The sequence below is a fragment of the Mycobacterium paraseoulense genome (genome assembly GCF_010731655.1).
Lineage (GTDB): Bacteria > Actinomycetota > Actinomycetes > Mycobacteriales > Mycobacteriaceae > Mycobacterium > Mycobacterium paraseoulense.
Genome location: NZ_AP022619.1, coordinates 4,347,056 through 4,371,746 on the forward strand (window position 1 = coordinate 4,347,056; position 24,691 = coordinate 4,371,746).

A 24,691-nucleotide genomic window follows, 5' to 3' on the forward strand; every position below is an offset into this window, starting at 1 on the left:
CGTGTGGTCCTACCGGATCATCGCCCCCTACCTGTTCGAGCGGACGACGATCGCGGAGCGGACACCCGAGTGCCTCGCCGACGGCCAGGTGCTGTTGCGGTTTTTGGCCGCCGGTGTCTGCGGCAGCGATCTGCCGGCCTTCCGCGGCGCCCGTGGCCGACTTCCGGGCGACGACGGAACCAGCGCGGCCGAAAAGGATGGCTTCCCCATCCATGAAATCGCCGGCGAGGTGATCGCCAGCCGCCACCCCGATCACCGTCCCGGCGAGCGCGTGGTGGGCTGGGCCTCGGGGTTCGACGGCATGATGGAACGCGTGATCAGCCATGGTGACGGGCTGGCCCCGTACGACCCGTCGCTGACCCCGGCGCAAGCCGTCGGGCTGCAACCGCTGGCATGCGTCCTCTACGCCTGCGAGCAGCTGCCGGAGCTGGCCGGCAAGCACGTGGCGATCATCGGCCAGGGCTCCATCGGCCTGCTGTTCTCCTACGTCGCCAAGGCGGCCGGCGCGCGGCGCGTCACCGGGGTCGACCCCATCGACCGGTCAAGTCTGGCAACCGCATTCGGCGTCGACGACCCGGTGCGCGCCACCAGCGACCGCTGGGTGAGCCGGCTGGCCGCCCACGACCGCGCCGACATCGTCATCGAGGCCGTCGGTCACCAGGTCGCCACGCTGGGCCACGCCATCGACGCCACCGCGCCCGGGGGCACCGTCTTCTATTTCGGCGTCGCCGACGACGACGCCTATCCGATCAGCATGCGCAGCATGCTGCGCAACAACCTGACGCTGAAATCCGGTGTGACACTGGACCGGCGGCGAGTGCTGGAGCTCGCGGGAAAGTTCGCCGCCGAACATCCCGAACTGCTCGCCACCTACCTGACGCACACGTTCGGCATCGACGACGTGCAGGGCGCGTTCGAGCTGGCCTGCCGGCCGGACCCCGAGCGCGTCAAGATCGCGATCGCAGAATGACCGACAACTCGCAGAGCGCATTGCAGCGGGCGCTGAACCGGGGCACCCCGATATGGGGCGGCTGGATCACCGGGCCGACGGCGCTCGGGCCGGAGGAATTCGCCCGCGCCGGTTACGATTACGTGGGGTTCGACGCCCAGCACGGCTACCTCGACGACGCCGACATCGCCGGCATGCTGCGGCGGACCGAGCACCTACCCATCGGCACCGTGGTGCGCCTGCCCAACGCCGACGCCGCACCGATCGGGCGTGTGCTCGACGCCGGCGCCGACGCGGTCGTCATCGCCATGATCGAGTCGGTGGACCAGGCCGCCGCGGCGGTGGCCGCCACCCGCTACCAGCCCGCCGGTATCCGCAGCTTCGGCCCGCTGCGCGCCGGACTGGGCCGCGACACAGCCGCGCTGGAATCCCGGGTCAGCGTGTTCGCGATGATCGAGACGGCGGCGGCGCTGTCCGGCCTGGACGAGATCTGCGCCGTCGACGGGCTCGCCGGGTTGTACGTCGGGCCGGCGGATCTGGCCCTCTCCCTGGGGGTGCACGTGGACGGCGCGACGAGGGACCCGGCCGTGCTGGAGGCCATCGTGCGAATCCACCGTGCGGCCGCCGGGGCCGGGTTGGTCACCGGCATTCACGCCGGGAACGGCGCGACGGGCCGCGCCATGGCGAAGCTGGGGTTCTCCATGATCACCCTGACGGCCGAATCGCACGCGCTGCGCCGGGGTGCCGCCGAGTACCTGCGCGAGGCGACCGAACCATGACCGACGATCACACCGAGATCCGCGAATTGCTTGCGGGTTACGCCCTCGCGCTCGACGCGGGTGACGTCGACGACTGCCTGGAGCTGTTCCTCCCGGACGCCGAATTCCGGGTCTACGGGCGGTGTTTCGCCGGGCATGACGGCATCGGAAAAATGTTCCGGGACGCCCCGCGCGGGCTGCACCTGACCGGGGTGTCGCGGATCGACGTCCGCGGCGACACCGCAACCGCGCGGTCGCAGGTGTTGTTCGTCCGGGCGGGCGACCTGCAGCTGCGACCCGCCCTCTACGACGACGAACTGGTGCGCACCGGCGGGCGGTGGCGGTTCCGGCGGCGCCGCTGCCACTTCGTCACCAGCCGCGGCCTGTCCGACACCCCGGAGGTCACGTCATCATGAGTCAACGCGTCGCACTGGTGACCGGCGCTGCCGGCGGCCAGGGCTGGGCCATCGCCAAACGCCTACGTACGGACGGCTATTCGGTGGCCGCCTGCGATCGTCGCGCACCCGAACTGGCCGCCGTGGTCGACGAACTCGGCGACGCCGAGGTGATCGCGATCGAACTCGACGTCACGTCGGAATCAGGATGGCAATCGGCCGTCGACACCGCGATCGGCCGGTTCGGGGCGCTGACCACACTGGTCAACAACGCCGGCGTGCTGCACCGCGCCTCGTTGGCCGACGAGACGCCGGAAGGCTTCGAGAGTTCCTGGCGGGTCAATTGTTTCGGCGCGTTCCTGGGCATCCACGTGGCGCTGGACCACCTGCGCGCGGCGCAGCACGCGGCCGTCGTCAACATCTGCAGCACCGGCGCCATCCGCCCCTTCCCCCACCATGCCGCCTACGGCTCGGCGAAGTGGGCCCTGCGCGGCCTGACCCAGAACGCCGCGGCCGAACTGGCTCCCCTCGGCATCCGGGTCAACGCCGTGTTCCCCGGACCGATCGCGACCCCGATGCTCGATGACGCCACCCAACTGCGGCTCGCCGCGTCGTCGGCCTTCGGGCGGATCGGCCAGCCGAGCGAGATCGCCGACGCGGTCGCGTTCCTGGTCTCCGAGCATGCGTCGTTCATCACCGGGTCGGAGCTGGTAGTCGACGGTGGCCAGTGCGTGCAGATCCGATGAGCGGCCCGACGATCGGGATCATCGGCGCCGGGCCCGGCGGCCTGGCCCTGGGGATCCTGCTCTCGCGGGCCGGGTTTCGGGACTTCACCATCTTCGACCGGGAAGACGACGTGGGCGGGACCTGGCGGGTCAACACCTATCCGGGACTGGCGTGTGACGTCAAGTCACACCTCTACTCGTACTCGTTCGACCTGAACCCGGACTGGTCGCGGCTGTGGTCGGGGCAGCCCGAGATATTGGCGTACTTCCAGCGTTGCGCCGACAAGTACGCGCTGCGCCCACACCTGAAGCTGCGCAACGAGATCCGTTCCGCGCGGTGGGAGGACGACACGCGGCGGTGGTGCCTGACCACGACCGAGGGTCGCCGCCACCACTTCGACGTGGTGGTTTCCGCCGTGGGCCTGTTCACCCGCCCACTTCTCCCGGACCTCGTGCAGGAGGAACCGTTCAGCGGAACGGTGATGCACTCGGCGCGGTGGGATCACTCGATCCCGCTCGAGGGCAAGCGGATCGCGGTGCTGGGCACCGGATCGACGGCGTCGCAGCTGTTGCCCGAATTGGCCAAGGTGGCCGCCAAGGTCTACTCGGTGCAGCGATCGCCTACCTGGATCCTGCCCAAGCCGGACCGGCATTACACGCGCCGCGAACGCTGGGTCTTCGCCCACGTGCCGTGGGCCAAGAAGCTGTACCGGACCCGGCTGTGGCTGCGCAGCGAATCCAACATCTCGGTGATCGAGCACGGCAGCGAAAAGACCCATGAGTTCACGGCCGTCGCGCTCGCCCTACTCGAAAAGTCCGTCGCCGATGAGGAATTGCGCCGCAAGCTCACCCCGACCCACCCCATGGGCTGCAAGCGGCTGGTGTTCTCCTCGGACTACCTGCCCACCCTGACCCAGCCCCACGTGGAGGTGCTGACCAGCCCGGCGCGGTGCCTGCGCGCACACTCCGTGGTCACCGAGGACGGCACCGAACGCGAGGTCGACGTGGTCGTGTGCGCGACCGGCTACGCCGCGGCCGACTATCTTGGGGAGCTCGACGTCTCCGGGGAACGCGGCATCACCTTGCACGAGGCATGGCGGGAGGGGCCGCACGCCTACCTCGGCATGGCGGTACCGGGATTCCCGAACTTCTTCATGTTGTACGGCCCCAACACCAACGTCGGCTCCAACAGCGTCATCTTCATGCTCGAGGCACAGGCGCGTTACATCGTGCGCGCACTCGCACACATGCGGCGCAACGGCAAGACCTACATCGCGGTGCGCCCCGCCGCACTGGCCGACTTCGTCGCCAAGATCGACCGGTGGATGGTCGGCACGGTGTGGACCACCCGGTGCAGCAACTACTTCCGCGCCGCAAACGGCCGCGTGGTGACGCAGTGGCCGCGCAGCGCGCGGAGCTTCTGGGGCATGACACGGCGTTTCCGCCCGGGTGACTTCCGCTTCGAGGCGCCAGCCGACTCGGTCCCCGGCGCGCTTACGGCGTCGGACAGGGAAACTCGATGACGGTACCGGACGGCACCGAACGCCTCGACCCCGAACTGCGGGCCATCGCGACCACCCGAACCGACTTCTCCTTCGGCTCAATCCAACTCACCCGCGATCCGTTCAACGAGCGGCGCCGCGCGGCGGCGCAACAAACCGAAACGCGGGGCGTCCAGGTCACCGAGGACCGGGTGCCCGCGGAGTACCCGGTACCGGTGCGGATTTATCGCGGCGGCCCCACACCGGCACCCGCGGTCGTCTACTGCCATGCCGGCGGCTTCGCGCTGGGAAATCTGGACACCGACCACCGCCAATGCGTGGAACTCGCGCGCCGCGGCCGGTGCACGGTGGTGTCGGTGGACTACCGGCTGGCGCCGGAGCATCCTTACCCGGCCGCGCTCGACGACGCGAGCGCCGTGCTGCGATGGGTGGTGGCCAACGCCGGTGTACTCGGCGTCGACCCGGCCCGGCTCGGCGTCGCCGGCAGTAGCGCCGGCGCCACCCTGGCGGCGGGCCTGGCGCACGCAGCGACCGACGGGGCGCTGCCGCCGGTCGCCTTCCAGTTGCTGCACCAACCCGTCCTGGACGATCGGACCACCCCGTCCAAGAAGGAATTTCGCACCAGCCCGGCGTTCGACGGCGAGGCGGCCGACCTGATGTGGGGCCACTACCTGGGCGAGACGTCCGGATCGGCATCGGCCGCGCCCGCGCGGCGGACCCGGCTCGACGGTCTGCCGCCGGCGCTGATCACGTGCGCGGAGATCGATCCGTTCCGCGACGAAGCGATCGACTACGCGCAGCGGCTGCTCCGCGCCGGGGTATCGACCGGGCTGCACGTGTTCGCGCGCACGTGCCATGGATTCGATTCGCTGCTGCCGGACTGGTCGGTATCCGAGCGCCTGTTCACGCTGCAGGGCCATGCGTTGCGGGCCGCCTTGCACACCACGGGCGCGGGACCTTCGCCCCTACCCTGAGCGCACGGGCCGTCGGCAGAATGTGCTGCCATGAAGATCACCGGACTCGAGGTTGTGCCGTTCGAGACGGTCGTCGACCGAATTTCGTTCGGCCAGCTGATGACTGATTACCGAGTGGTGCAGACCGTGACCAAGGTGCTCACCGACGACGGGGTCGAGGGCTACTACTTCGGCGGGCACTTCCACGGCGACCAGGACGGCCTGCTGCCCGGGGATCAGGCGATCATCCGGCAATTTCTGAGCCCGCTGCTGGCCGGCCAGGACCCGCTCGACCGGGCGGAGATCTGGCGGCAACTGTGGGCGGCGAAGCTCCCCGAAAATGTTTGCAGCGTCATCGATCTCGCCTTGTGGGATCTCGCCGGGCGGGCCGCCGGGCTGCCCGTACGCAAATTGCTGGGCGGTGCCCGGGACCGGGTGAAGGCCTATGCCAGCAGCTTCAACAACCTCGGATCACCCGACGAATACGCCGCCCATGCGCTCGAGTGCAAGCGTCAGGGCTACGCCGCCTACAAGATCCATCCCTACCACTACTGGAATCCGGCGACGGGTCAGTTCGCCCTCCCGCGGCCCTCCTACGTGGACTGGGACATCCGGGTCTGCCGGGAGGTTCGGGCGGCGGTGGGCGACGAGATGGTTCTGATGTTCGACCCCTGGGGCACCTACCACACCCACGAGGAGGCGCTGCGGGTCGGCCGCGAGCTGGAACGGCTGGGCTTCTACTGGTATGAGCATCCGATGCCGGAGTACCGGGTGGAGGCCTACCGGCGACTCGGCGACGAACTCGACATCCCGATCTGCTCGCCCGAGATCGCAGAGGGCGGCATCTTCACCCGGGCGGACTGGATCCTGCGACATGCGTCCGACATCAGCCGCATCGACGTGCTGCGCGGCGGCATCACCGGCGTGATGAAGCTGGCCGGGATGTGCGAGGCGGTCGGCATGCGGTGCGAGCTACACATGAGCGGCTTCGGCAACCTGCAGGTTCTCGGCGCCACCAGCGAAGACGTCTGCGAATACTACGAGCGCGGGCTGCTGGGGCCAGGGGCGCGCTACGACGCCGCGCCGCCGTATCTGAAGGCACCGTGCGACCCCCTTACCCCGGACGGATTCGTCGAGATACCGTCGGCCCCCGGACTGGGCTACGAAATCCGTTGGGATTACATCCAAGAACACCGCCTGCCGGACGCGGGGGTGGAACCCGTCGCGCCGCTGCACCCGAGATAATGACCGCATGGCGTGCTGCGATTACCCGACTCCCTTAGAAGGCTGCGACGGCGCGTTCACCGTCGACGCATCGCGGGTGACGTTCGGGCGCAACTGCCTGGCGGAGGTGGGGGATAGGGCCGCCGCTCACGGACTGCGGCGGGTGGCGTTGTTCTCCGACGCCGGCGTGGCCGCGCTGCCGATCTTCGCCAAGACGCGTGACGCGCTCGTCGCCGCCGGACTGGACGTGGTCACCTATACCGACGTCCACGTCGAGCCCACCGACGCGTCCTTCCGGGACGCGGCGGATTTCGCCCGAGGCCTCAATCCGGATGGCTACGTCTCGCTGGGCGGTGGCTCGGTGATCGACACGTGCAAGGCCGCCAACCTGTACGCGACCTATCCCGCCGACTTCCTGACCTACGTCAACACACCCGTCGGCGACGGCAAACCCGTGCCGGGCCCACTCAAGCCGCACATCGCATGCCCCACCACGGCGGGCACCGGCAGCGAGGTGACCGGCATCGCGATATTCGACCTGCTGGCGCTATCGGCGAAGACCGGCATCGCTTCTCCCGCCTTGCGGCCCACGGAGGCGCTCGTCGACCCCGAGTGCACGGCGAGCCTGCCCGCCGAGGTCGTCGCCTCGGCGGGCCTCGATGTGCTCTCCCACGCCTTGGAGTCCTACACCGCGCGGCCCTACGTCCGGCGTCGCGCGCCCGAACGGCCCAGCCTGCGGCCCATGAGCCAGGGCGCCAATCCGTGGAGTGATCTGGGTTGCCGTGAGGCGCTGGGCGTGCTGGGACGGTTCTTCGAGCGTGCGGTGCACGACCCTGCCGACAGTGAGGCCCGTGAGCAGATGATGTGGGCCGCGACGCTTGCGGGCATCGCGTTCGGTAACGCGGGTGTCCATGCCCCGCACGGGATGGCCTACGCGGTGGCGGGGCTGGTCCGTGACTTCCGGCCCGCGGGCTACCCGGGCGACGAGCCACTCGTGCCGCACGGCATGGCCGTCATCCTCAATGCGCCGTCGTGTTTCCGCTTCACGGCCGAGGTCAACCCCGAGCGGCACCTGGAGGGCGCCCGGCTGCTGGGCGCTGACACGCGGGGTGCCGGCCCCGAGGATGCGGGCGAGGTGCTCGCCGCCGAACTCATCCGGATCATGCGGGCGGTCGGCATGCCGAACGGCCTTGGTGGGGTGGGCTACACCGAAGACGACGTGGTGGCCTTGGCCGAGGGCGCCCATCCACAGCAGCGCCTCCTGCAGAACGCTCCGCGTGAGATGAGCAAACCGGTTCTGGCGGACCTCTTTCGGCGCGGCATGCGCTACTGGTAGCGGGTCGACCATGCTGCAATACAGGCATGACTTCAGCTCCCGCCGTACCGCCGGCACCGGACGGGCTCACCAGCGAAGACTTCCCGGTGCGCTGGCCGGTGGGCACCCGGTGGGCCGACAACGACATGTTCGGCCACCTCAACAATGCGGTCTATTACCAGTTGTTCGACACCGCGATCAACGCCTGGATCAACACCGGCGCGGGCCTGGACCCACTGACCACGCCCGCGCTGGGCATCGTCGCCGAATCCGGCTGCCGGTACTTCTCGGAACTGCATTTCCCCGAGGGTTTGGTGGTGGGCGTGGCGGTGACCCGGCTGGGCCGCAGCAGCGTCACGTACCGGCTCGGCGTATTCCGGGCGGTGCACGGAGAGCAGGCGCAGCCCATCACCGCCCTGGGCCACTGGGTGCACGTCTACGTCGACCGGCACAGCCGCAAGCCGGTTCCGATTCCCGACGCCGTCCGCTCGTTGCTGTCGACGGCGGTCGTGGACCGATAGGGTCGAGATCGCCCGTCGCAGCGGGACTTTCGCGCGAAACCAGTGCCCGGGGCCGCCCGGCGGAGCGCGTCGCAGCCCCCGGCTATGCTTCGCCAATGCCCGTGATGAGCAAGACCGTCGAGGTCCGCGCCGACGCCGCCTTGATCATGGCCATCGTTGCCGACTTCGAGGCCTACCCCCAGTGGAACGAGGAGATCAAGGGCCTCTGGGTGCTCGCCCGATACGACGACGGGCGCCCCAGCCAGCTGCGGCTCGACACCGACTACCAAGGCATGCAAGGCATGTTCATCCAGGCCGTGTACTACCCGGGCGAGAACCAGATCCAGACCGTCCTACAACAGGGAGACCTCTTCACCAAGCAGGAACAGCTGTTCAGCGTGGTGGAGCTGGGCGAGTCCAGCTTGCTGACCGTTGATCTGGACGTCGAGACCTCGATGCCGGTGCCCGCGCCGATGGTCAAGCAGCTCCTCAACAACGTGTTGGACCACCTCGCCGAAAAACTCAAGCAGCGGGCCGAGCAGCTGGCATCCCGCTAGGTCGGATGGCGGCGACCCGCTTCGCCCGGCTTGGCCGCGCTCGCGATCACCGCTATGTCGGATGGCGGCGACCCGCTGGGACAAGATGGCGGCGCCCCGCTAGGGGCCCTTGCGGTCCCGCATCTCGGTCAGCCGGGCCGCCGCATCGGTGAACTGCCACACGGTGTGCTCGATCACCGCCGCCGCGTCCCGCCGGCGCAGCGCCGCGATCAACTGCCGGTGATTCTCGACGGCGGCGGCACCCCACTGCGCGTCGGCGGCGTACACCAGCACCGGCATGTAGCGCGCGGCGTTGAGCAGGAACCACGCCAATTTGATCCGGCCGCTCGCCTGATTGAAGACCCGATGAAACGCGAACTCGATGCCCGCGATGGTCTCGGCGTCGCTGGATCCGACGGCCGCGGCCAGCGCCTCGTTGATGCGCTCCAGCTCGTTGATCTCGGCGTCGGTGATGTGGTCGGTGGCGGCGGCCGCCAGCTCCTTGGCGATGGTGGCCTGCAGCCAGAAGATGTCTTCGATGTCCTGGCGCGTCAGCGGCAACACGACGTGACCGCGGTGGGGTTCCAGCTGCACCATGCCCTCGCCGCGCAGCTTCAGCAGGGCTTCGCGCACCGGGGTGACGCTCACACCGAGCTCGGCGGCGGTCTCATCCAGGCGGATGAACGTTCCCGGCCGCAGCGCCCCGGACATGATCGCCGCCCGCAAGTGGCCCGCGACCTCATCGGACAGCTGCGCCCGGCGCAGCGGCCGTCGGCTCCTCAGTCGCGTCGATAACGGTGCGTTCACGGGGGCTGCCAGGACTTTCGGGCTTCGCGGAGGTTGGTTTGAAAGTTTCTCGGGGCTTGTCAGCAGGGGCCTCAAAGCCATAATGTGACCCAGACAACACCATGTTTTATCAAATATCAACCTGACGCAAGCGGTGCGCGAGTGAAGGGGAAGGGTTGATTTGACCGCGCAATTGGCGAGCCATCTGGCACAGGGGACCGAGCAGCCGTACCTGGCCCGGCGACAGAACTGGGTGAACCAACTCGAGCGGCATGCCCTGATGCAGCCTGGCGCGACAGCCCTGCGGTTCGTTGGCAAGACCGTGACGTGGGGGGAACTGCGGCGCCGGGTGGCGGCCCTGGCCGACGCGTTGAGCCGTCGGGGAGTCGGCTTCGGCGACCGGGTCATGGTCCTGATGCTCAACCGCACCGAATTCGTCGAGTCCGTGCTGGCGGTCAACATGCTCGGCGGCATCGCCGTACCCTTGAACTTCCGGCTCACCGCGGCCGAAATCGCCTTCCTGGTGCAGGATTGCGAAGCCCGCGTGATGATCACCGAATCGGTGCTCGTCCAGGTGGCCACCGGGGTCCGTAACGTCGAGCCACTGTTGGGCACGATCGTCGTGGCCGGCGGCCCAGGCGACGACAACGTGCTCGGCTACGAAGACCTGATCAACGAGCCCGGGTCCGCCCACGAGCCCGTCGACATCCCGAACGACTCGCCCGCGCTGATCATGTACACCTCCGGCACCACGGGCCGTCCGAAGGGCGCCGTGCTGACCCACACCAACCTCACCGGCCAGACCATGACGGGGCTCTACACCAACGGCGCCGACATCAACAGCGACGTCGGTTTCGTCGGCGTCCCGTTCTTCCACATCGCGGGCATCGGCAACATGCTGACCGGGCTGCTGTTGGGAACGCCGACGGTGATCTACCCGCTGGGCGCGTTCGATCCGGGTCAACTGCTCGACGTGCTGGCCGAGGAGAAGGTCACCGGCCTCTTCCTGGTGCCCGCGCAGTGGCAGGCCGTCTGCGCCGAGCAGCAGGCGCGGCCCCGCGACCTGAGGCTGCGGGTGATGTCGTGGGGGGCCGCGCCGGCGCCGGACGCGCTGCTGCGCGAGATGTCGGCGACGTTTCCCGGCACGCAGATCCTCGCCGCGTTCGGCCAGACCGAGATGTCGCCGGTCACCTGCATGTTGCTGGGCGAGGACGCGATCCGCAAACGTGGATCGGTCGGCAAAGTGATCCCGACCGTCAGCGCCCGCGTGGTCGACGAAAACATGAACGACGTGCCGATCGGCGAGGTTGGCGAAATCGTCTATCGCGCACCAACTCTGATGAGTGGCTACTGGAACAACCCGGAGGCCACCGCGGAGGCGTTCGCGGGCGGTTGGTTCCACTCCGGGGACCTGGTGCGGATGGACGCCGACGGCTACGTCTGGGTGGTCGATCGCAAGAAGGACATGATCATCTCGGGCGGCGAGAACATCTACTGTGCCGAGGTGGAAAACGTGCTGGCCAGCCATCCCGGCATCGTCGAAGTCGCGGTTATCGGGCGCTCGCACGACAAGTGGGGCGAGGTGCCGATCGCCGTCGCGGCCGTCGCCGGGGACCGGCTGCTGCTCGAGGAGTTGGAGGAATTTCTGGCCGAGCGGCTCGCGCGGTACAAGCACCCGAAGGCGCTCGAGATCGTGGATGCGCTGCCGCGCAACCCCGCCGGCAAGGTGCTCAAGACTGAGCTGCGGATTCGTTACGGGTCCGCAAATTTCGACGAAAACGGTTCGAAGACAAGAGATTTAACTACCAGAGAGGAAAGCTGACGGAAACTGTAACGTTTGCCCGCTATTGGCGAAGGGTTAATTGTGCGGATGCAGTTCACACGTGCACGGCCATCGGGTACATTCCTGTGGTCTCCGTTACTACTTGCCAGTAGGGAGCCGATGGTCACACACGGGTTGGGGCGAGGCGGGGGCATCCCGGCCGCGAGGCGGCGAGGGGGCGAGGCGTGCTACACGATTCGCCGCGGCGCCGGAAGGCGCGCGGTACCAGCTGGAGGGGGCAGCGGTGACGTCAACGTCGGCTAGTCGACGGGGCCCCTACTTGGTCGGTTACCTGCGCGACCAGCTGGAGACCCCGCTGACCCTCATCGGCGGCTTCTTCCGGATGTGCGTGCTGACCGGACGGGCCCTGTTCCGCTGGCCGTTCCAATGGCGCGAGTTCGTCCAGCAGTGCTGGTTCATCATGCGGGTCGCCTTCCTGCCGACCATCATGGTCTCGATCCCGCTGACCGTGCTGCTGATCTTCACGCTCAACGTGCTGCTGGCCCAGTTCGGGGCCGCCGACCTGTCCGGCGCCGGGGCGGCGATCGGTGCGGTCACCCAGCTCGGCCCGCTCACCACGGTGCTGGTGGTGGCAGGCGCCGGGTCGACGGCGATCTGCGCGGACCTGGGTGCACGCACCATCCGCGAGGAGATCGACGCCATGGAGGTGCTCGGCATTGACCCCATCCACCGGCTGGTGGTCCCCCGCGTGATCGCCGCGACCCTGGTCGCCACCCTGCTCAACGGGCTGGTGATCACCGTCGGCCTGGTCGGCGGCTACCTGTTCGGTGTCTACCTGCAGAACGTCTCCGGGGGCGCCTACCTGGCCACCCTGACCACGATCACCGGCCTGCCCGAGGTCGTCATCGCGACCGTCAAGGCCGCGACGTTCGGCCTGATCGCCGGACTGGTCGGCTGTTATCGCGGGCTGACCGTGCGCGGCGGCTCCAAGGGCCTCGGCACCGCCGTCAACGAGACCGTCGTGCTGTGCGTGGTCGCGCTGTACGCGGTCAACGTGGTGCTGACGACCATCGGTGTGCGATTCGGAACGGGACACTGACATGTCAACCGCTGCCGTATTGCGCGCCCGGTTCCCCCGGGCAGTCGAAAACCTCAACCGCTACGGCGGTGCCGCGGGCCGCGGCCTGGACGACGTCGGCCAGATGGCCTGGTTCGGGGTGGTGGCCCTCGGGCACATCCCGCACGCCCTGCGCAATTACCGCAAGGAGACGCTGCGGCTGATCGCCCAGATCGGGATGGGCACCGGCGCGATGGCCGTCATCGGCGGCACCGTCGCGATCGTCGGCTTCGTCACCCTCTCGGGTAGCTCCCTGGTCGCCATCCAAGGGTTCGCCTCACTGGGCAACATCGGCGTCGAGGCGTTCACCGGCTTCTTCGCCGCACTCATCAACGTGCGCATCGCCGCCCCCGTCGTCACCGGCATCGCGATGGCCGCCACCGTCGGCGCCGGCGCGACCGCGGAGTTGGGCGCCATGCGCATCAGCGAAGAGATCGACGCCCTGGAAGTCATGGGCATCAAGTCGATCTCGTTCCTGGCGACCACCCGCATCATGGCCGGCCTGGTCGTCATCATTCCGCTCTACGCGCTGGCGATGATCATGTCGTTCTTGTCCCCGCAGATCACCACCACGGTGCTCTATGGGCAGTCCAACGGCACCTATGAGCACTACTTCCGGACGTTCTTGCGCCCCGACGACGTGTTCTGGTCATTCCTCGAGGCCATCATCATCACCGCGGTCGTGATGATCACCCACTGCTTCTATGGATACAACGCCGGCGGCGGGCCCGTCGGCGTCGGGGAGGCCGTCGGCCGATCGATGCGTTTTTCGCTGGTCTCGGTCCAGGTCGTGGTTCTGGCAGCCGCGTTGGCGCTCTATGGCGTCAACCCCAACTTCGCGCTGACGGTGTAGTCGCCATGACATCGCCAGTGAAGGTCAACGCCCCCCGGAACCCGCCATACAAGCTGGCGGGCGTCGCCGCGCTGATCGTCGCCTTGGTGGCCCTGGGCCTGGTCTACGGCCAGTTCCGGGGCGACTTCACGCCCAAGACGGAGTTGACGATGCTGGCGTCGCGGGCCGGGCTGGTGATGGATCCGGGCTCGAAGGTCACCTACAACGGGGTCGAGATCGGCCGGGTGGGCAACATCTCCGAGACGGTGCGCGACGGCAAGCCCGCCGCCAAGTTCACGCTGGAGGTGTATCCGCGGTATCTGTCGCTGATCCCGTCCAACGTGAACGCCGACATCAAGGCGACCACGGTGTTCGGCGGCAAGTACGTGTCGCTGACGACGCCGCAAAATCCCTCCCCGAAGAAGCTCAACCCGCACACCGTGATCGACGCGCGGTCGGTGACCACCGAGATCAACACGCTGTTCCAGACCGTCACCTCGATCGCGGAGAAGGTGGATCCGGTCAAGCTGAACCTGACCCTGAGTGCGGCGGCCCAAGCGCTGACCGGGCTGGGCGACAAATTCGGGCAGTCGGTGGTCAACGCCAACGCGGTCCTCGATGACGTCAACCCGCAGATGCCGCAGGCGCGGCACGACATTCAGCAGCTGGCCGGGCTGGGCGACACCTACGCCAACGCGGCGCCCGACCTGCTGGACTTCCTGAACAATGCGGTGATCACGTCGCGGACCATCAACGCGCAGCAGAAGGATCTGGACCAGGCGCTGCTGGCGGCGGCCGGGTTCGGCAACACCGGCGCCGACATCTTCAACAGGGGCGGCCCGTACCTGGCGCGCGGCGCGCAGGACCTGGTGCCCAGCGCCCAGCTGCTGGACACCTACAGCCCGGAGCTGTTCTGCACCGTGCGCAACTACCACGACATCGAGCCCAAGGCCTCCTCGTTCCTGGGCGGCAACGGCTACTCGTTGGTCGCCCACACCGAGGCGCTGTCCGGGCTGGGGCTGCTGGCCAACCCCGTCTCGTTGGTGGCCACCCTGGCCAGCCTGGTCGGCGGCTTGGCCGGCGTGGTCGGCGGCGCGCCGAACCCCTACACCTACCCGGAGAACCTGCCGCGGGTGAACGCGCGCGGCGGGCCGGGTGGTGCCCCGGGTTGCTGGCAGCCCATCACCCATGACCTCTGGCCAGCACCGGAATTGGTGATGGACAGCGGCAACAGCCTCGCGCCGTACAACCACCTCGACACCGGATCCCCATACGCGATCGAGTACGTCTGGGGCCGCCAAGTAGGGGATAACACGATCAACCCATGAAAATCACCGGAACCATCGTCAGGCTCAGCATCTTCTCCTTGGTGCTGCTGATCTTCACTGTGATGATCATCGTCGTGTTCGGTCAGATGCGCTTTGACCGCACGAATGGATACTCGGCGGAGTTCACCAATGTGAGCGGGCTGCGGCCCGGCCAATTCGTCCGCGCCTCCGGGGTGGAGATCGGCAAGGTCAGTTCGGTCAAGCTCGTCGACGGCGGCAAGCGGGCGCGGGTGGAGTTCAACGTCGACCGCTCGGTGCCGCTGTACCAGTCGACGACCGCGCAGATCCGCTACCTCGACCTGATCGGCAATCGCTACCTGGAGCTCAAGCGCGGCGAGGGTGAGGGCGCCGAGCGGGTCCTGCCGCCGGGCGGCTTCATCCCCGCGTCGCGAACCTCGCCCGCGCTCGACCTCGATGCCCTGATCGGTGGGTTCAAACCGCTGTTCCGGGCGCTGGACCCGCAGAAGGTCAACACCATCGCAACTTCCCTGATCACCGTGTTCCAGGGCCAGGGCGGCACCATCAACGACATCCTCGATCAGACCGCGCAGCTGACAACCCAGCTCGGCGAGCGCGACCAGGCGATCGGCGAGGTCATCAAGAACCTCAACATCGTGCTGGACACCACGGTGCGCCACCGGCAGCAGTTCGACCAGACGGTCAACAACCTCGAGGTGCTCATCACCGGGCTGAAGGACCACGGTGACCAGCTGGCGGGCGGAACCGCGCACATCAGCAACGCGGCCGGGACGGTCGCCGACCTGCTCGCCGAAGACCGCGGGCTGCTGCACAAGACGATCAACTACCTGGACGCGATCCAGCAGCCGCTCATCGACCAGCGCGACGGGCTCAACGACTACCTCAAGAGGGTGCCGACCGCGTTGAACATGATCGGGCGTGCCATCGGCTCCTACGGCGACTTCGTGAACTTCTACGCCTGCGACATCACGCTCAAGATCAATGGGCTGCAGGCTGGCGGCCCGGTCCGCACGGTCCGGCTCTTCCAGCAGCCGACGGGTAGGTGCACGCCGCAATGAGAACGCTGGAACCACCCAACCGGGTTCGCATCGGGCTGATGGGCATCCTCGTGCTGCTGCTGGTCCTTGGCGTCGGCCAGAGCTTCACCAGCGTCCCGATGCTGTTCGCCAAGCCGAGCTACTACGGGCAGTTCACCGACACCGGGGGCATCAACTCCGGTGACAAGGTGCGCATCGCCGGCGTGGACGTCGGCAAGGTGGAGGGCATCAAGATCGACGGCGATCACATCCTGCTGAAGTTCTCGCTCGGCACCGCCACCATCGGCACTGAGAGCAGGCTCGCGATCAAGACCGACACCATCCTCGGGAAGAAGATCCTCGACGTCGAGGCCCGCGGCAACCAGCCGCTGCGGCCCGGGGGCACCCTGCCGCTGGGTCAGAGCACGACGCCCTACCAGATCTATGACGCGTTCTTCGACGTCACCAAGGCCGCCCAGGGCTGGAACATCGACACGGTCAAGGAATCGCTGCACGTGTTGTCGCAGACCATCGACCAGACGTATCCGCACCTGAGCGCAGCACTCGACGGGGTGGCCAAGTTCTCCGACACGATCGGAAAGCGTGACGAGCAGGTCAAGCATCTGCTCGCGCAGGCCAACCAGGTGGCCAGCGTGCTCGGAGACCGCAGCGAACAGGTCGACCGGCTGCTGGTCAACACCAAGACGCTGCTGGTCGCCTTCAACGAACGCGGGCAGGCCATCAACGCGTTGCTGGCCAACGTCGCCGCCTTCTCCGAACAGGTCAAGGGCTTCATCAACGACAACCCCAACCTCAACCACGTGCTCGAACAGCTGCGTCAGGTCAGCGACATCTTGAAGGAGCGCAAGGACGACGTCGCCGCGGGGCTGACCGAGGTCGGTAAGTTCCTGCCGTCGCTGAACGAGGCCATCGCGTCGGGCCCCTTCTTCAAGGTGGTCCTGCATAACCTCGCGCTGTACCAGATCATTCAGCCGTGGGTCGACGCCGCCTTCAAGAAGCGCGGCATCGACCCGGAGAACTTCTGGCGTAGCGCCGGGCTGCCCGAGTTCCGCTGGCCCGACCCGAACGGCACCAGGTTCCCCAACGGCGCTCCGCCGCCGGCACCTCCGGTCTTGGAGGGCACGCCGGAGCACCCGGGGCCGGCCGTCCCGCCCGGATCGCCGTGCTCCTACACCCCGGGCAACCCGGGTGGCAACGTCACCGTCGGTGACGAGGGTCTGCCGCGGCCGTGGAATCCGTTGCCGTGCGCCGGCGGGGGTGTCGGGCCGTTCGGCGGTCCGGGTTTCCCGGCGCCGGTCGACGTGATGACCTCGCCGCCGAACCCCGGCGGCCTGCCGCCGACGCCGGGCATCCCGATCGCGGGCCGGCCGGGAGACCCGCCGCCGGACGTTCCGGGGACGCCGGTGCCGCTGCCTGCGCAGGCACCGCCGGGTGCGCGCACCGAGAACCTGGCGCCGGCCGGGCCGACGCCGCCACCGTCGACGTTCGCGCCGGGCTTCCCGCCGGGGCCGGCGGCACCACCCGGGCCGGGCGAACAGCTGCCGGCGCCCTTCATCAATCCCGGCGGATCGGGAGGCAGCGGCGCAGCCGGGGGAGGTAGCCAGAATTGAGCACCGCCTTTGACATCCGGAACATCCGGCTACCGAAGCTGACCCGGGCGACCGTGATCATCGGGTCGCTGGTGATCGTGCTGGCTATTGTCGTCGCGTTCGTCGGGTGGCGGCTGTATCAGAAGCTGACCACTAACACCGTGGTGGCCTACTTCCCGGCGGCCAACGCGCTCTACCCCGGCGACAAGGTTCAGATCATGGGGATGCGGGTGGGCGCGATCGACAAGATCGAGCCGGCCGGCGACAAGATGAAGGTCACCTTCCACTACGAGAACCAGTACCGGGTTCCCGCCAACGCGAATGCGGTGATCCTCAACCCGACGCTGGTGGCATCGCGGGCCATCCAGCTCGAGCCGCCCTACAAGGGTGGCCCGGTGCTGGCCGACAACGCGGTCATCCCCGAGGAGCGCACCCAGGTCCCGGTGGAATGGGACCAGCTGCGCAACAGCATCACCAACATCATCTCCAAGCTGGGGCCGACGCCCGAGCAGCCGACCGGCCCATTCGGTGAGGTCATCGAGTCCTATGCCAACGGCCTGGCCGGCAAGGGCAAGGAGTTCAACACCACGCTGAGCAACCTCTCGCAGGCGTTGACCGCGCTCAACGAGGGCCGCGGCGACTTCTTCGCGGTGGTCAAGAGCCTGGCGCTGTTCGTCAACGCGTTGCACAAGGACGACCAGCAGTTCGTCGCGCTGAACCAGAACCTGGCCGAGTTCACCACGCGGCTCGCGCACAACGACAGCGACCTGTCGAACGCGATCGAGCAGTTCGACGGCCTGCTGTCCACGGTGCGCCCGTTCCTGGACAAGAACCGTGGGGTGCTGACCTACGACATCAACAACCTGGCGACCGTGACGAATACGATCCTGCAGCCGGATCCGCTCAACGGGCTGGAGACCGCGCTGCACGTGCTTCCGACGGCCGCGGCGAACATCAACCAGATCTATCACCCGTCGCACGGGTCGGTGGTCGCCATCCCGGCGATCACCAACTTCGCCAACCCGATGCAGTTCATCTGCAGCTCGATCCAGGCGGGCAGCCGGCTCGGGTATCAGGAGTCGGCCGAACTGTGTGCGCAGTATCTGGCGCCGATCCTCGACGCCATCAAGTTCAACTACCTGCCGTTCGGTGCGAACCTGTTCAGCACCGCCGAGACCCTGCCCAAGGAAGTGGCGTACTCCGAGGACCGGCTGCACCCGCCGAACGGATACAAGGACACCACCGTGCCCGGCATCTGGGTGCCCGACACCCCGACGTCGCACCGCAACACCCAGCCCGGCTGGATCGTCGCACCCGGGATGCAGGGCCAGCAGGTCGGTCCGATCACCGCGGGCCTGATGACGCCGGACTCGCTCGCCGAGCTCATGGGAGGCCCCAACATCGCGCCCCCGCAGTCGAACCTGCAGACCCCGCCGGGGCCGCCGAATGCCTACGACGAGAACCCGGTCGTGCCGCCCATCGGGCTCAACGCCCCGGTGCCCATCCAGCCGCCACCGCCGGGGCCGAACGTGGTCCCGGGTCCGGTCGCCCCGACGCCGGCGCCGGTCGCGGCGCCCGCGCCCAACGCCGGCGGGCCGGCCGTACCGACTGACTTCGGGGGTGGTGGGCAGTGAGGCGCGTGACGAGCGCGGGACGCGCGAGGAGCAAGCCGAACCATCAAGCAGTGAGGCGCGCGCTTCGGTTGAGCCGCCGCGGGTCCTGGCAGGCGCTGGTCCTGCTGGTGGCCGCGCTGGTGTTGAGCTCGTGCGGCTGGCGCGGGATCTCCAATGTCGCGATCCCCGGTGGCCCGGGCAGCGGCTCGGGGGCGATGACGATCTACGTCCAGGTACCGGACACGTTGGCGATCAACGGCAACAGCAAGGTGATGGTGGCCGACGTGTACGTCGGGTCGATCAAGTCCATCCAGCTGAAGAACTGGGTCGCCACCTTGACGCTGGGTGTGGACAAGAACGTCAAGCTGCCCAAGAACGCGATCGCCAAGATCGGCCAGACCTCGCTGCTGGGTTCTCAGCACGTCGAGCTGGCCTCGCCGCCGAACCCGTCGCAGGAGCTGCTGAAGAACGGCGACACCATCCCGCTGAAGAATTCCTCGGCGTATCCGACCACCGAGCAGACGCTGGCCAGCCTGTCGCTGATCCTGCGCGGCGGCGGTATCCCCAACCTCGAGGTGCTGCAGAACGAGGTCTACAACATCTTCAACGGCCGGGGGGATCAGATCCGGTCGTTCCTGGGCAAGCTGGACACCTTCACCAGCCAGCTCAATCAGCAGCGCGACGACATCACCCATGCGATCGACTCGACCAACAGGCTGCTGACCTACGTGGGGGCGCGGGCCGACGTGCTCGACCGGGTGCTGACCGACATCCCGCCGCTGGTCAAGCATTTCGCCGACACCAAGAACCTGCTGATCAACGCCGTCGACGCGGTCGGACGGCTCAGCCAGGCGGCCGACCAGTACCTGTCGGAGGCGCGCGGGCCGCTGCACACCGACCTGCAGGCGCTGCAATGTCCGCTCAAGGAGCTGGGCCGCGCCTCGCCGTATCTGATCGGCGCGCTGAAGCTGATCCTGACGCAGCCGTTCGACATCGACACGGTGCCGAAGATCTTCCGCGGCGACTACATCAACATCTCGCTGACGCTCGACGTGACCTACAGCTCCGTGGACAACGCGTTCCTCACCGGTACCGGGTTGTCGGGGGCGCTGCGCGCGCTCGAGCAGTCGTTCGGGCGTGATCCCGAGACGATGATTCCCGACGTCCGCTACACGCCGAACCCCAATGACGCGCCCGGTGGTCCGCTGGTGGAAAGGGGGGACAGGAATTGCTGACTCCTTTCATCCGACGCCAGCTGGTCGCGTTCGGGATTTTGACGGTCATTTCGCTGCTCGTGCTCGGGGTGTATTACCTGCAGATCCCGAGCCTGGTCGGCATTGGCCGGTACACGCTGAAGGCGGAGCTGCCGGCGTCGGGTGGGTTGTATCCGACGGCGAACGTGACGTATCGCGGCGTCACCATCGGCAAGGTCACCGACGTCGAGCCGACCGAGCGGGGCGCCGAGGCGACGATGAGCATCGACAGCCGGTACAAGATCCCGACCGACGCGACGGCCAACGTGCACTCGGTGTCGGCGGTCGGTGAGCAGTACCTGGACCTCGAGTCGACCGGGCACCCGGGCAAGTTCTTGTCGGACGGTCAGACGATCACCAAGGGCACGGTGCCCGCCGAGATCGGGCCGGCGCTGGACACGGCCAACCGCGGGCTCTCCGTGCTGCCCAAGGACAAGATCGCCCAATTGCTCGACGAGACGGCGCAATCCGTGGGCGGGCTGGGTCCCGCCCTGCAGCGCCTGGTGGATTCCACCCAGGCGATCGTCGGCGATTTCAAGACCAACATCACCGACGTCAACGACATCATCCAGAACTCGGGCGGGGTCCTGGACAGCCAGGTCCAGTCGGGTAATGCCATCGAACGCTGGGCGCGCAACCTCAACAGGTTGGGCGCGCAGTCCGCACGGGAGGACCAGCACGTGAAAAGCGTGCTGCGCCAAGCGGCGCCGACGGCCGACCAGGTCAACGACGTCTTCAACGACGTGCGGGACTCGCTGCCGCAGACGCTGGCGAACCTCGAGGTGGTGTTCGACCTGCTCAAGCGCTACCACACCGGCGTCGAGCAGGTCCTGGTGTTCCTGCCGCAGGGCGCGTCGATCGCCCAGACGGTGGCGGCGCCGTTCCCCAACATGGCCGCACTGGACCTGGCCTTGTCGATCAACCAGCCGCCACCGTGTCTGACCGGGTTCATCCCGGCGTCGGAGTGGCGGTCGCCGGCCGACACCAGCATTCAGCCGCTGCCGTCGGGCACCTACTGCAAGATCCCGATGGACACCCCGGCCAACAGCGTGCGCGGGTCGCGCAACATCCCGTGTACGGACATTGCGGGCAAGCGGGCGGCCACCCCGCGGGAATGCCGGGACCCCAAGCCTTACGTGCCGGCGGGCACCAACCCCTGGTACGGCGACCCCAACCAGATCCTGACCTGCCCCGCCCCGGCGGCGCGCTGTGACCAGCCGGTGAAACCGGGCCAGGTGATCCCGGCGCCGTCCATCGACACCGGCCTGAACCCGGCCCCCTCGGACCGGGTCGCGGGGACGCCTCCCCCGACCAGCGATCCTTTGTCGCGGCCCGGGTCCGGTACCGTGCAGTGCAACGGCCAGCAGCCCAACCCGTGTGTCTACACCCCCAACGGGTCGCCCGCGGCGATCTACAGTCCCCAAAGCGGTGAACTGGTTGGGCCAGACGGGGTTAAATACTCCGTCGAGAACTCGGCCAGAACAGGAGACGACGGATGGAAGGAGATGCTGGCGCCAGCCGGCTGAACCCCCCACCGATGCCGAAGTTTCGTCGTCTGCGCAGGCGGCGTCCGAAGAATGAGGATCCGGCGGCCGGCGCCGAACCGACCAATCCCGAGGCGACGGCCGAGGAGTCGGCCGAGCCCGAGAACGCGACCGAACCGACGGGCCCGGAGCTGACGGCCGAAGAGCCGTCGACGGCCGAAGTGCGCGCGGCGGAACCGGCGGAACCCGAGGACGCAGCCGAGCCGGCCGAGCCCCGGGAGTCAGCCGAGCCGGCGGAACCCGAGGCCGTGCCCGGCGAGGCCGCCGAGCGTCGTCCGTCGCGGTTGGGCCGCGGCTGGCTGGCCGGCATCGCGGCGGCGCTCGTAGTGTGCGCCGCGGCTGTCGGCGCCGGCGGTTACTTCGCCTTGCGCTATCACCACGAAAGCCAGGCGATCGCCCGCAACGACGCCGCGGCGCTCAAGGCGGCGGTCGACTGCGTTTCGGCGACCCAGGCGCCCGACACCAACGCGATGGCGGCGAGTGAGCAGAAGATCATCGACTGCGGCACGGACGCTTTCCGCTCGCAGGCCCTGCTCTACACCAGCATGCTCGTTCAGGCCTATCAGGCCGCCAACGTCCACGTCCAGGTGTCCGACATGCGGGCGGCGGTCGAACGCGACAACCCCGACGGTTCCGTCGACGTGCTGGTGGCGGTCCGCGTGAAGGTGGCCAACGATCAGACGCAGAACGAGACCGGTTACCGCCTGCGGGTGAAAATGGCTATGGCCGAAGGGCAATACAAGATTGCCAAGCTCGACCAGGTGACGAAGTGACGGTGGTGGTCGAGAAGCCATCGGCCCTGGCCGTCGCGGAGTTCCCACGGAATGCTCTGGCGCCGTGGCATCTTCGCGCCGGCGCGCTCGCCGTTGACGTCCTGCCGGGCGCCGCGGTGGTGGCGACGATGGCACTGGCCTGTTTCACCGTTCCGTTCGGTGGTGTGTGGTGGTGGGTGAGTGTTTCGGTCGGTGGTGTGGCCATCCTGTTGATGTTGGTGAACCGGTCATTGCTCCCGACGGTCACCGGCTCGAGCCTGGGACGCGGCCTGTTCGGCATCGCGGTCGCTCGCCGCGACGGCGAAACCATCGGCCCGTGGGGGCTGCTGATACGGGACCTGGCGCACCTGCTCGACACCATATCGGTGGTGGGATGGCTTTGGCCGCTGTGGGATTCGGGTCGCCGCACGTTCGCCGACATGCTGCTGCGCACCGAGGTGCGACGTCGGGAAACGGCCGAACGGAGCTTCGACGCTGGGAAGTGGACGGCGGTAGTGGCGCTGGGCGCGGCGGGACTGTCCGTCGCCGGTGCCGCGATGAGCTACGGGGCGGTGTTCGCCCCGGATCGGGCCACCGACCGAACCCGCGCGGAGCTGGACACCCAGGGCCCCAAGATCGTCGCTCAGATGCTGACCTACAACCCCAAATCACTGCACGACGATTTCGCGCGGGCCCTGTCGTTGGCGACCGACAAATACCGGGCGCAACTGGCCGCCCAGCAGGACACGGTGCAGAAGGGCAACCCCGTCATCAACGAATACTGGGTGACCGACCACGCGATCCAGTCCGCGTCACCGGACCGGGCGACGATGCTCATGTTCATGCAGGGGCGGCGCGGCGCGGCGCCCGACGAACGCTACATCTCCGCCACCGTTCGGGTGACTTTCGCCAAAGCCGGCGGCGGCCGTTGGCTGGTCGACGATCTCACCGTGCTCACCAAGCCCAAACCACCGCCCGGGGGCGGAAGATGAGCCCGCGCCGCAGGTTTGCACCGGGCGAGGAACCGCTGCTGGTCCCGCGGCCGGTGCCGCCGGGGCGGCCGTGGGGCCTACCGTGGGCCAGCGCCATCGCCGCGCTCTGCACGGCGGCCGCGATCACCGCGTGCAGCCTGATGCTCGTCGACCACGAATCCCGCGAGCTCGCCGCGTCGAAGAATCGCGAGGTGCTCAGTTACGTGACCGGATTCATGACGCAATTCACCTCCATCGACCCGTTCCATGCCAATGACTACGTGACGCGGGTGCTCGCCCAGGCGACCGGCGACTTCGCCAAGGAGTACCGGGACAAGGCGAATGAGATCTTGCTGCAGGTGGCGCGCGCCGAGCCGGCCACCGGCACCGTCCTGGACGCGGGGGTGGAGCGATGGAACGACGATGGCAGCGCCACCGTCATCGTGGCCACCGCGGTCAGCACCAAATCTCCTGACGGTAAACAAGTTTGGCAAAACGCGAATCGGTGGACGGCGACCGCCACGCAGGAAGGAAAGCAGTGGAAGATCAGCAACCTGCAGCAGGTGATCTAGCCGCCGACGAGCTCGCGCCGGAGGGGGCGGCGGCCGACGAGGGCGCGGACTCGCCGGACACCGACGAAGGCGCCTCGGCCGCGGCGGAATCCACCTCCGACGAAAGCGAGGCCGATGCCGCCGGCGCGCAGCCCGCCGGACGCAAGAAACGCAAGTGGCTGGCAGGCAAGCGGCTGGCCATCACCGTCGTCGTCGCGGCCATGCTGTTCGTCGGTTCCGCGGCGTTCGCCGGCGCGACGGTGCAGCCGTATCTGGCCGATCGTGCGGCCGCGGCGACCAAACTCAAGGTCGCGCGGACCGCGGCCGACGCGATCACCACGCTGTGGACGTACACGCCCGAGAACATGGACACGCTCGCCGACCGCGCGTCGCGCTATCTCAGTGGAGACTTCGAGGCGCAGTACCGCAAGTTCGTCGACGCCATCGTGGCCCCCAACAAGCAGGCCAAGATCACCAATCACACCGACGTCACCGGCGCGGCGGTCGAATCGATCGACGACACCAACGCCGTCGTCATCGTGTACACCAACACCACGTCCACCAGCCCGTTGACCAAGAACGTGCCGTCGCTGAAGTACCTGTCCTACCGGCTGTTCCTCAAGCGCGCGAAGGGCCGCTGGCTGGTGACCAGGATGACGACCATCACGTCGCTGGACCTGACGCCGCACGTCTAGCGCG

Annotated in this window: 24 protein-coding genes; 23 read left to right on the forward strand and 1 reads right to left on the reverse strand. The window is 68.1% G+C overall.

Features of this window, described 5'->3' with window-relative positions:
* Position 1: 1 nt before the first annotated feature.
* From G6N51_RS20255 to G6N51_RS20300, 10 genes are all read left to right on the forward strand, one after another.
* Positions 2-970, forward strand: coding sequence for a zinc-binding dehydrogenase (locus G6N51_RS20255; protein ID WP_083173626.1), 969 nt, complete (start codon positions 2-4; stop codon positions 968-970).
* Complete coding sequence (locus G6N51_RS20260) at positions 967-1,728, forward strand: HpcH/HpaI aldolase family protein (RefSeq protein WP_083173627.1); 762 nt, start codon at positions 967-969, stop codon at positions 1,726-1,728. The genes G6N51_RS20255 and G6N51_RS20260 overlap by 4 nt, the downstream gene beginning before the upstream one ends.
* Positions 1,725-2,123 carry a nuclear transport factor 2 family protein gene (locus tag G6N51_RS20265; protein ID WP_083173628.1) on the forward strand — a complete coding sequence of 133 codons (399 nt, stop codon included), beginning with the start codon at positions 1,725-1,727 and terminating at the stop codon, positions 2,121-2,123. The genes G6N51_RS20260 and G6N51_RS20265 overlap by 4 nt, the downstream gene beginning before the upstream one ends.
* Positions 2,120-2,848, forward strand: coding sequence for an SDR family NAD(P)-dependent oxidoreductase (locus G6N51_RS20270; RefSeq protein ID WP_083173629.1), 729 nt, complete (start codon positions 2,120-2,122; stop codon positions 2,846-2,848). Before G6N51_RS20265 ends, G6N51_RS20270 begins: the two co-directional genes overlap by 4 nt.
* On the forward strand, positions 2,845-4,350 hold the full coding sequence (locus tag G6N51_RS20275; protein WP_083173630.1) for a flavin-containing monooxygenase: 1,506 nt from the start codon (positions 2,845-2,847) through the stop codon (positions 4,348-4,350). Before G6N51_RS20270 ends, G6N51_RS20275 begins: the two co-directional genes overlap by 4 nt.
* Positions 4,347-5,303 carry an alpha/beta hydrolase gene (locus tag G6N51_RS20280; RefSeq protein WP_083173631.1) on the forward strand — a complete coding sequence of 319 codons (957 nt, stop codon included), beginning with the start codon at positions 4,347-4,349 and terminating at the stop codon, positions 5,301-5,303. Before G6N51_RS20275 ends, G6N51_RS20280 begins: the two co-directional genes overlap by 4 nt.
* Positions 5,304-5,333: 30 nt before the next feature.
* Positions 5,334-6,527: an enolase C-terminal domain-like protein gene (locus G6N51_RS20285; protein WP_083173632.1), complete on the forward strand. Its 1,194-nt coding sequence runs from the start codon at positions 5,334-5,336 to the stop codon at positions 6,525-6,527.
* Between the two features lie 7 nt (positions 6,528-6,534).
* Positions 6,535-7,842, forward strand: a complete 1,308-nt coding sequence (locus tag G6N51_RS20290) for a hydroxyacid-oxoacid transhydrogenase (RefSeq protein WP_083173633.1) — start codon at positions 6,535-6,537, stop codon at positions 7,840-7,842.
* 26 nt (positions 7,843-7,868) lie between these two features.
* Complete coding sequence (locus G6N51_RS20295; RefSeq protein WP_083173634.1) at positions 7,869-8,342, forward strand: acyl-CoA thioesterase; 474 nt, start codon at positions 7,869-7,871, stop codon at positions 8,340-8,342.
* A gap of 95 nt (positions 8,343-8,437) precedes the next feature.
* Positions 8,438-8,878, forward strand: a complete 441-nt coding sequence (locus G6N51_RS20300; RefSeq protein WP_083173635.1) for an SRPBCC family protein — start codon at positions 8,438-8,440, stop codon at positions 8,876-8,878.
* A 99-nt stretch (positions 8,879-8,977) separates the two neighbouring features.
* Here the strand turns inward: G6N51_RS20300 and G6N51_RS20305 are convergent, their stop codons facing one another.
* Positions 8,978-9,664: a GntR family transcriptional regulator gene (locus tag G6N51_RS20305; protein ID WP_083173636.1), complete on the reverse strand. Its 687-nt coding sequence runs from the start codon at positions 9,662-9,664 to the stop codon at positions 8,978-8,980.
* Positions 9,665-9,824: 160 nt separating this feature from the next.
* Between G6N51_RS20305 and fadD5 the strand changes: the two genes are divergently transcribed.
* From fadD5 to G6N51_RS20370, 13 genes are all read left to right on the forward strand, one after another.
* Positions 9,825-11,465 carry a fatty-acid--CoA ligase FadD5 gene (gene fadD5 / locus G6N51_RS20310; RefSeq protein ID WP_083173637.1) on the forward strand — a complete coding sequence of 547 codons (1,641 nt, stop codon included), beginning with the start codon at positions 9,825-9,827 and terminating at the stop codon, positions 11,463-11,465.
* A gap of 244 nt (positions 11,466-11,709) precedes the next feature.
* Positions 11,710-12,525 carry an MlaE family ABC transporter permease gene (locus G6N51_RS20315; protein WP_083173638.1) on the forward strand — a complete coding sequence of 272 codons (816 nt, stop codon included), beginning with the start codon at positions 11,710-11,712 and terminating at the stop codon, positions 12,523-12,525.
* Between the two features lies 1 nt (position 12,526).
* Positions 12,527-13,396: an MlaE family ABC transporter permease gene (locus G6N51_RS20320; protein ID WP_083173639.1), complete on the forward strand. Its 870-nt coding sequence runs from the start codon at positions 12,527-12,529 to the stop codon at positions 13,394-13,396.
* Between the two features lie 5 nt (positions 13,397-13,401).
* On the forward strand, positions 13,402-14,703 hold the full coding sequence (locus tag G6N51_RS20325) for an MCE family protein (protein ID WP_163750767.1): 1,302 nt from the start codon (positions 13,402-13,404) through the stop codon (positions 14,701-14,703).
* Positions 14,700-15,740, forward strand: coding sequence for a virulence factor Mce family protein (locus tag G6N51_RS20330; protein WP_083175683.1), 1,041 nt, complete (start codon positions 14,700-14,702; stop codon positions 15,738-15,740). The genes G6N51_RS20325 and G6N51_RS20330 overlap by 4 nt, the downstream gene beginning before the upstream one ends.
* On the forward strand, positions 15,737-17,329 hold the full coding sequence (locus G6N51_RS20335) for a virulence factor Mce family protein (RefSeq protein WP_083175685.1): 1,593 nt from the start codon (positions 15,737-15,739) through the stop codon (positions 17,327-17,329). Before G6N51_RS20330 ends, G6N51_RS20335 begins: the two co-directional genes overlap by 4 nt.
* A complete protein-coding gene (locus G6N51_RS20340; protein ID WP_083175687.1) occupies positions 17,326-18,942 on the forward strand; it encodes a virulence factor Mce family protein in 1,617 nt (538 codons plus the stop codon). The genes G6N51_RS20335 and G6N51_RS20340 overlap by 4 nt, the downstream gene beginning before the upstream one ends.
* Before the next feature lie 50 nt (positions 18,943-18,992).
* On the forward strand, positions 18,993-20,156 hold the full coding sequence (locus tag G6N51_RS20345; RefSeq protein WP_083175689.1) for a virulence factor Mce family protein: 1,164 nt from the start codon (positions 18,993-18,995) through the stop codon (positions 20,154-20,156).
* Positions 20,150-21,700: a virulence factor Mce family protein gene (locus G6N51_RS20350; RefSeq protein ID WP_083175691.1), complete on the forward strand. Its 1,551-nt coding sequence runs from the start codon at positions 20,150-20,152 to the stop codon at positions 21,698-21,700. Before G6N51_RS20345 ends, G6N51_RS20350 begins: the two co-directional genes overlap by 7 nt.
* A complete protein-coding gene (locus tag G6N51_RS20355) occupies positions 21,670-22,491 on the forward strand; it encodes an Mce protein (protein WP_083175693.1) in 822 nt (273 codons plus the stop codon). Before G6N51_RS20350 ends, G6N51_RS20355 begins: the two co-directional genes overlap by 31 nt.
* Positions 22,488-23,462 (forward strand): RDD family protein, encoded by a 975-nt coding sequence (locus G6N51_RS20360; RefSeq protein ID WP_083175695.1) that lies wholly within the window; start codon positions 22,488-22,490, stop codon positions 23,460-23,462. The genes G6N51_RS20355 and G6N51_RS20360 overlap by 4 nt, the downstream gene beginning before the upstream one ends.
* Positions 23,459-24,013, forward strand: a complete 555-nt coding sequence (locus G6N51_RS20365; RefSeq protein ID WP_083175728.1) for a mammalian cell entry protein — start codon at positions 23,459-23,461, stop codon at positions 24,011-24,013. Before G6N51_RS20360 ends, G6N51_RS20365 begins: the two co-directional genes overlap by 4 nt.
* On the forward strand, positions 23,980-24,687 hold the full coding sequence (locus G6N51_RS20370) for an Mce protein (RefSeq protein WP_083175697.1): 708 nt from the start codon (positions 23,980-23,982) through the stop codon (positions 24,685-24,687). Before G6N51_RS20365 ends, G6N51_RS20370 begins: the two co-directional genes overlap by 34 nt.
* The last annotated feature ends 4 nt before the right edge of the window (positions 24,688-24,691 follow it).

Coding starts and splice junctions, on each gene's coding strand:
- G6N51_RS20260 (WP_083173627.1), top strand. CDS start 967: ATGACCGACAACTCGCAGAGCGCATTGCAGCGGGCGCTGAACCGGGGC.
- G6N51_RS20265 (WP_083173628.1), top strand. CDS start 1,725: ATGACCGACGATCACACCGAGATCCGCGAATTGCTTGCGGGTTACGCC.
- G6N51_RS20270 (WP_083173629.1), top strand. CDS start 2,120: ATGAGTCAACGCGTCGCACTGGTGACCGGCGCTGCCGGCGGCCAGGGC.
- G6N51_RS20275 (WP_083173630.1), top strand. CDS start 2,845: ATGAGCGGCCCGACGATCGGGATCATCGGCGCCGGGCCCGGCGGCCTG.
- G6N51_RS20280 (WP_083173631.1), top strand. CDS start 4,347: ATGACGGTACCGGACGGCACCGAACGCCTCGACCCCGAACTGCGGGCC.
- G6N51_RS20285 (WP_083173632.1), top strand. CDS start 5,334: ATGAAGATCACCGGACTCGAGGTTGTGCCGTTCGAGACGGTCGTCGAC.
- G6N51_RS20290 (WP_083173633.1), top strand. CDS start 6,535: ATGGCGTGCTGCGATTACCCGACTCCCTTAGAAGGCTGCGACGGCGCG.
- G6N51_RS20295 (WP_083173634.1), top strand. CDS start 7,869: ATGACTTCAGCTCCCGCCGTACCGCCGGCACCGGACGGGCTCACCAGC.
- G6N51_RS20300 (WP_083173635.1), top strand. CDS start 8,438: ATGCCCGTGATGAGCAAGACCGTCGAGGTCCGCGCCGACGCCGCCTTG.
- G6N51_RS20320 (WP_083173639.1), top strand. CDS start 12,527: ATGTCAACCGCTGCCGTATTGCGCGCCCGGTTCCCCCGGGCAGTCGAA.
- G6N51_RS20325 (WP_163750767.1), top strand. CDS start 13,402: ATGACATCGCCAGTGAAGGTCAACGCCCCCCGGAACCCGCCATACAAG.
- G6N51_RS20330 (WP_083175683.1), top strand. CDS start 14,700: ATGAAAATCACCGGAACCATCGTCAGGCTCAGCATCTTCTCCTTGGTG.
- G6N51_RS20335 (WP_083175685.1), top strand. CDS start 15,737: ATGAGAACGCTGGAACCACCCAACCGGGTTCGCATCGGGCTGATGGGC.
- G6N51_RS20355 (WP_083175693.1), top strand. CDS start 21,670: ATGGAAGGAGATGCTGGCGCCAGCCGGCTGAACCCCCCACCGATGCCG.
- G6N51_RS20365 (WP_083175728.1), top strand. CDS start 23,459: ATGAGCCCGCGCCGCAGGTTTGCACCGGGCGAGGAACCGCTGCTGGTC.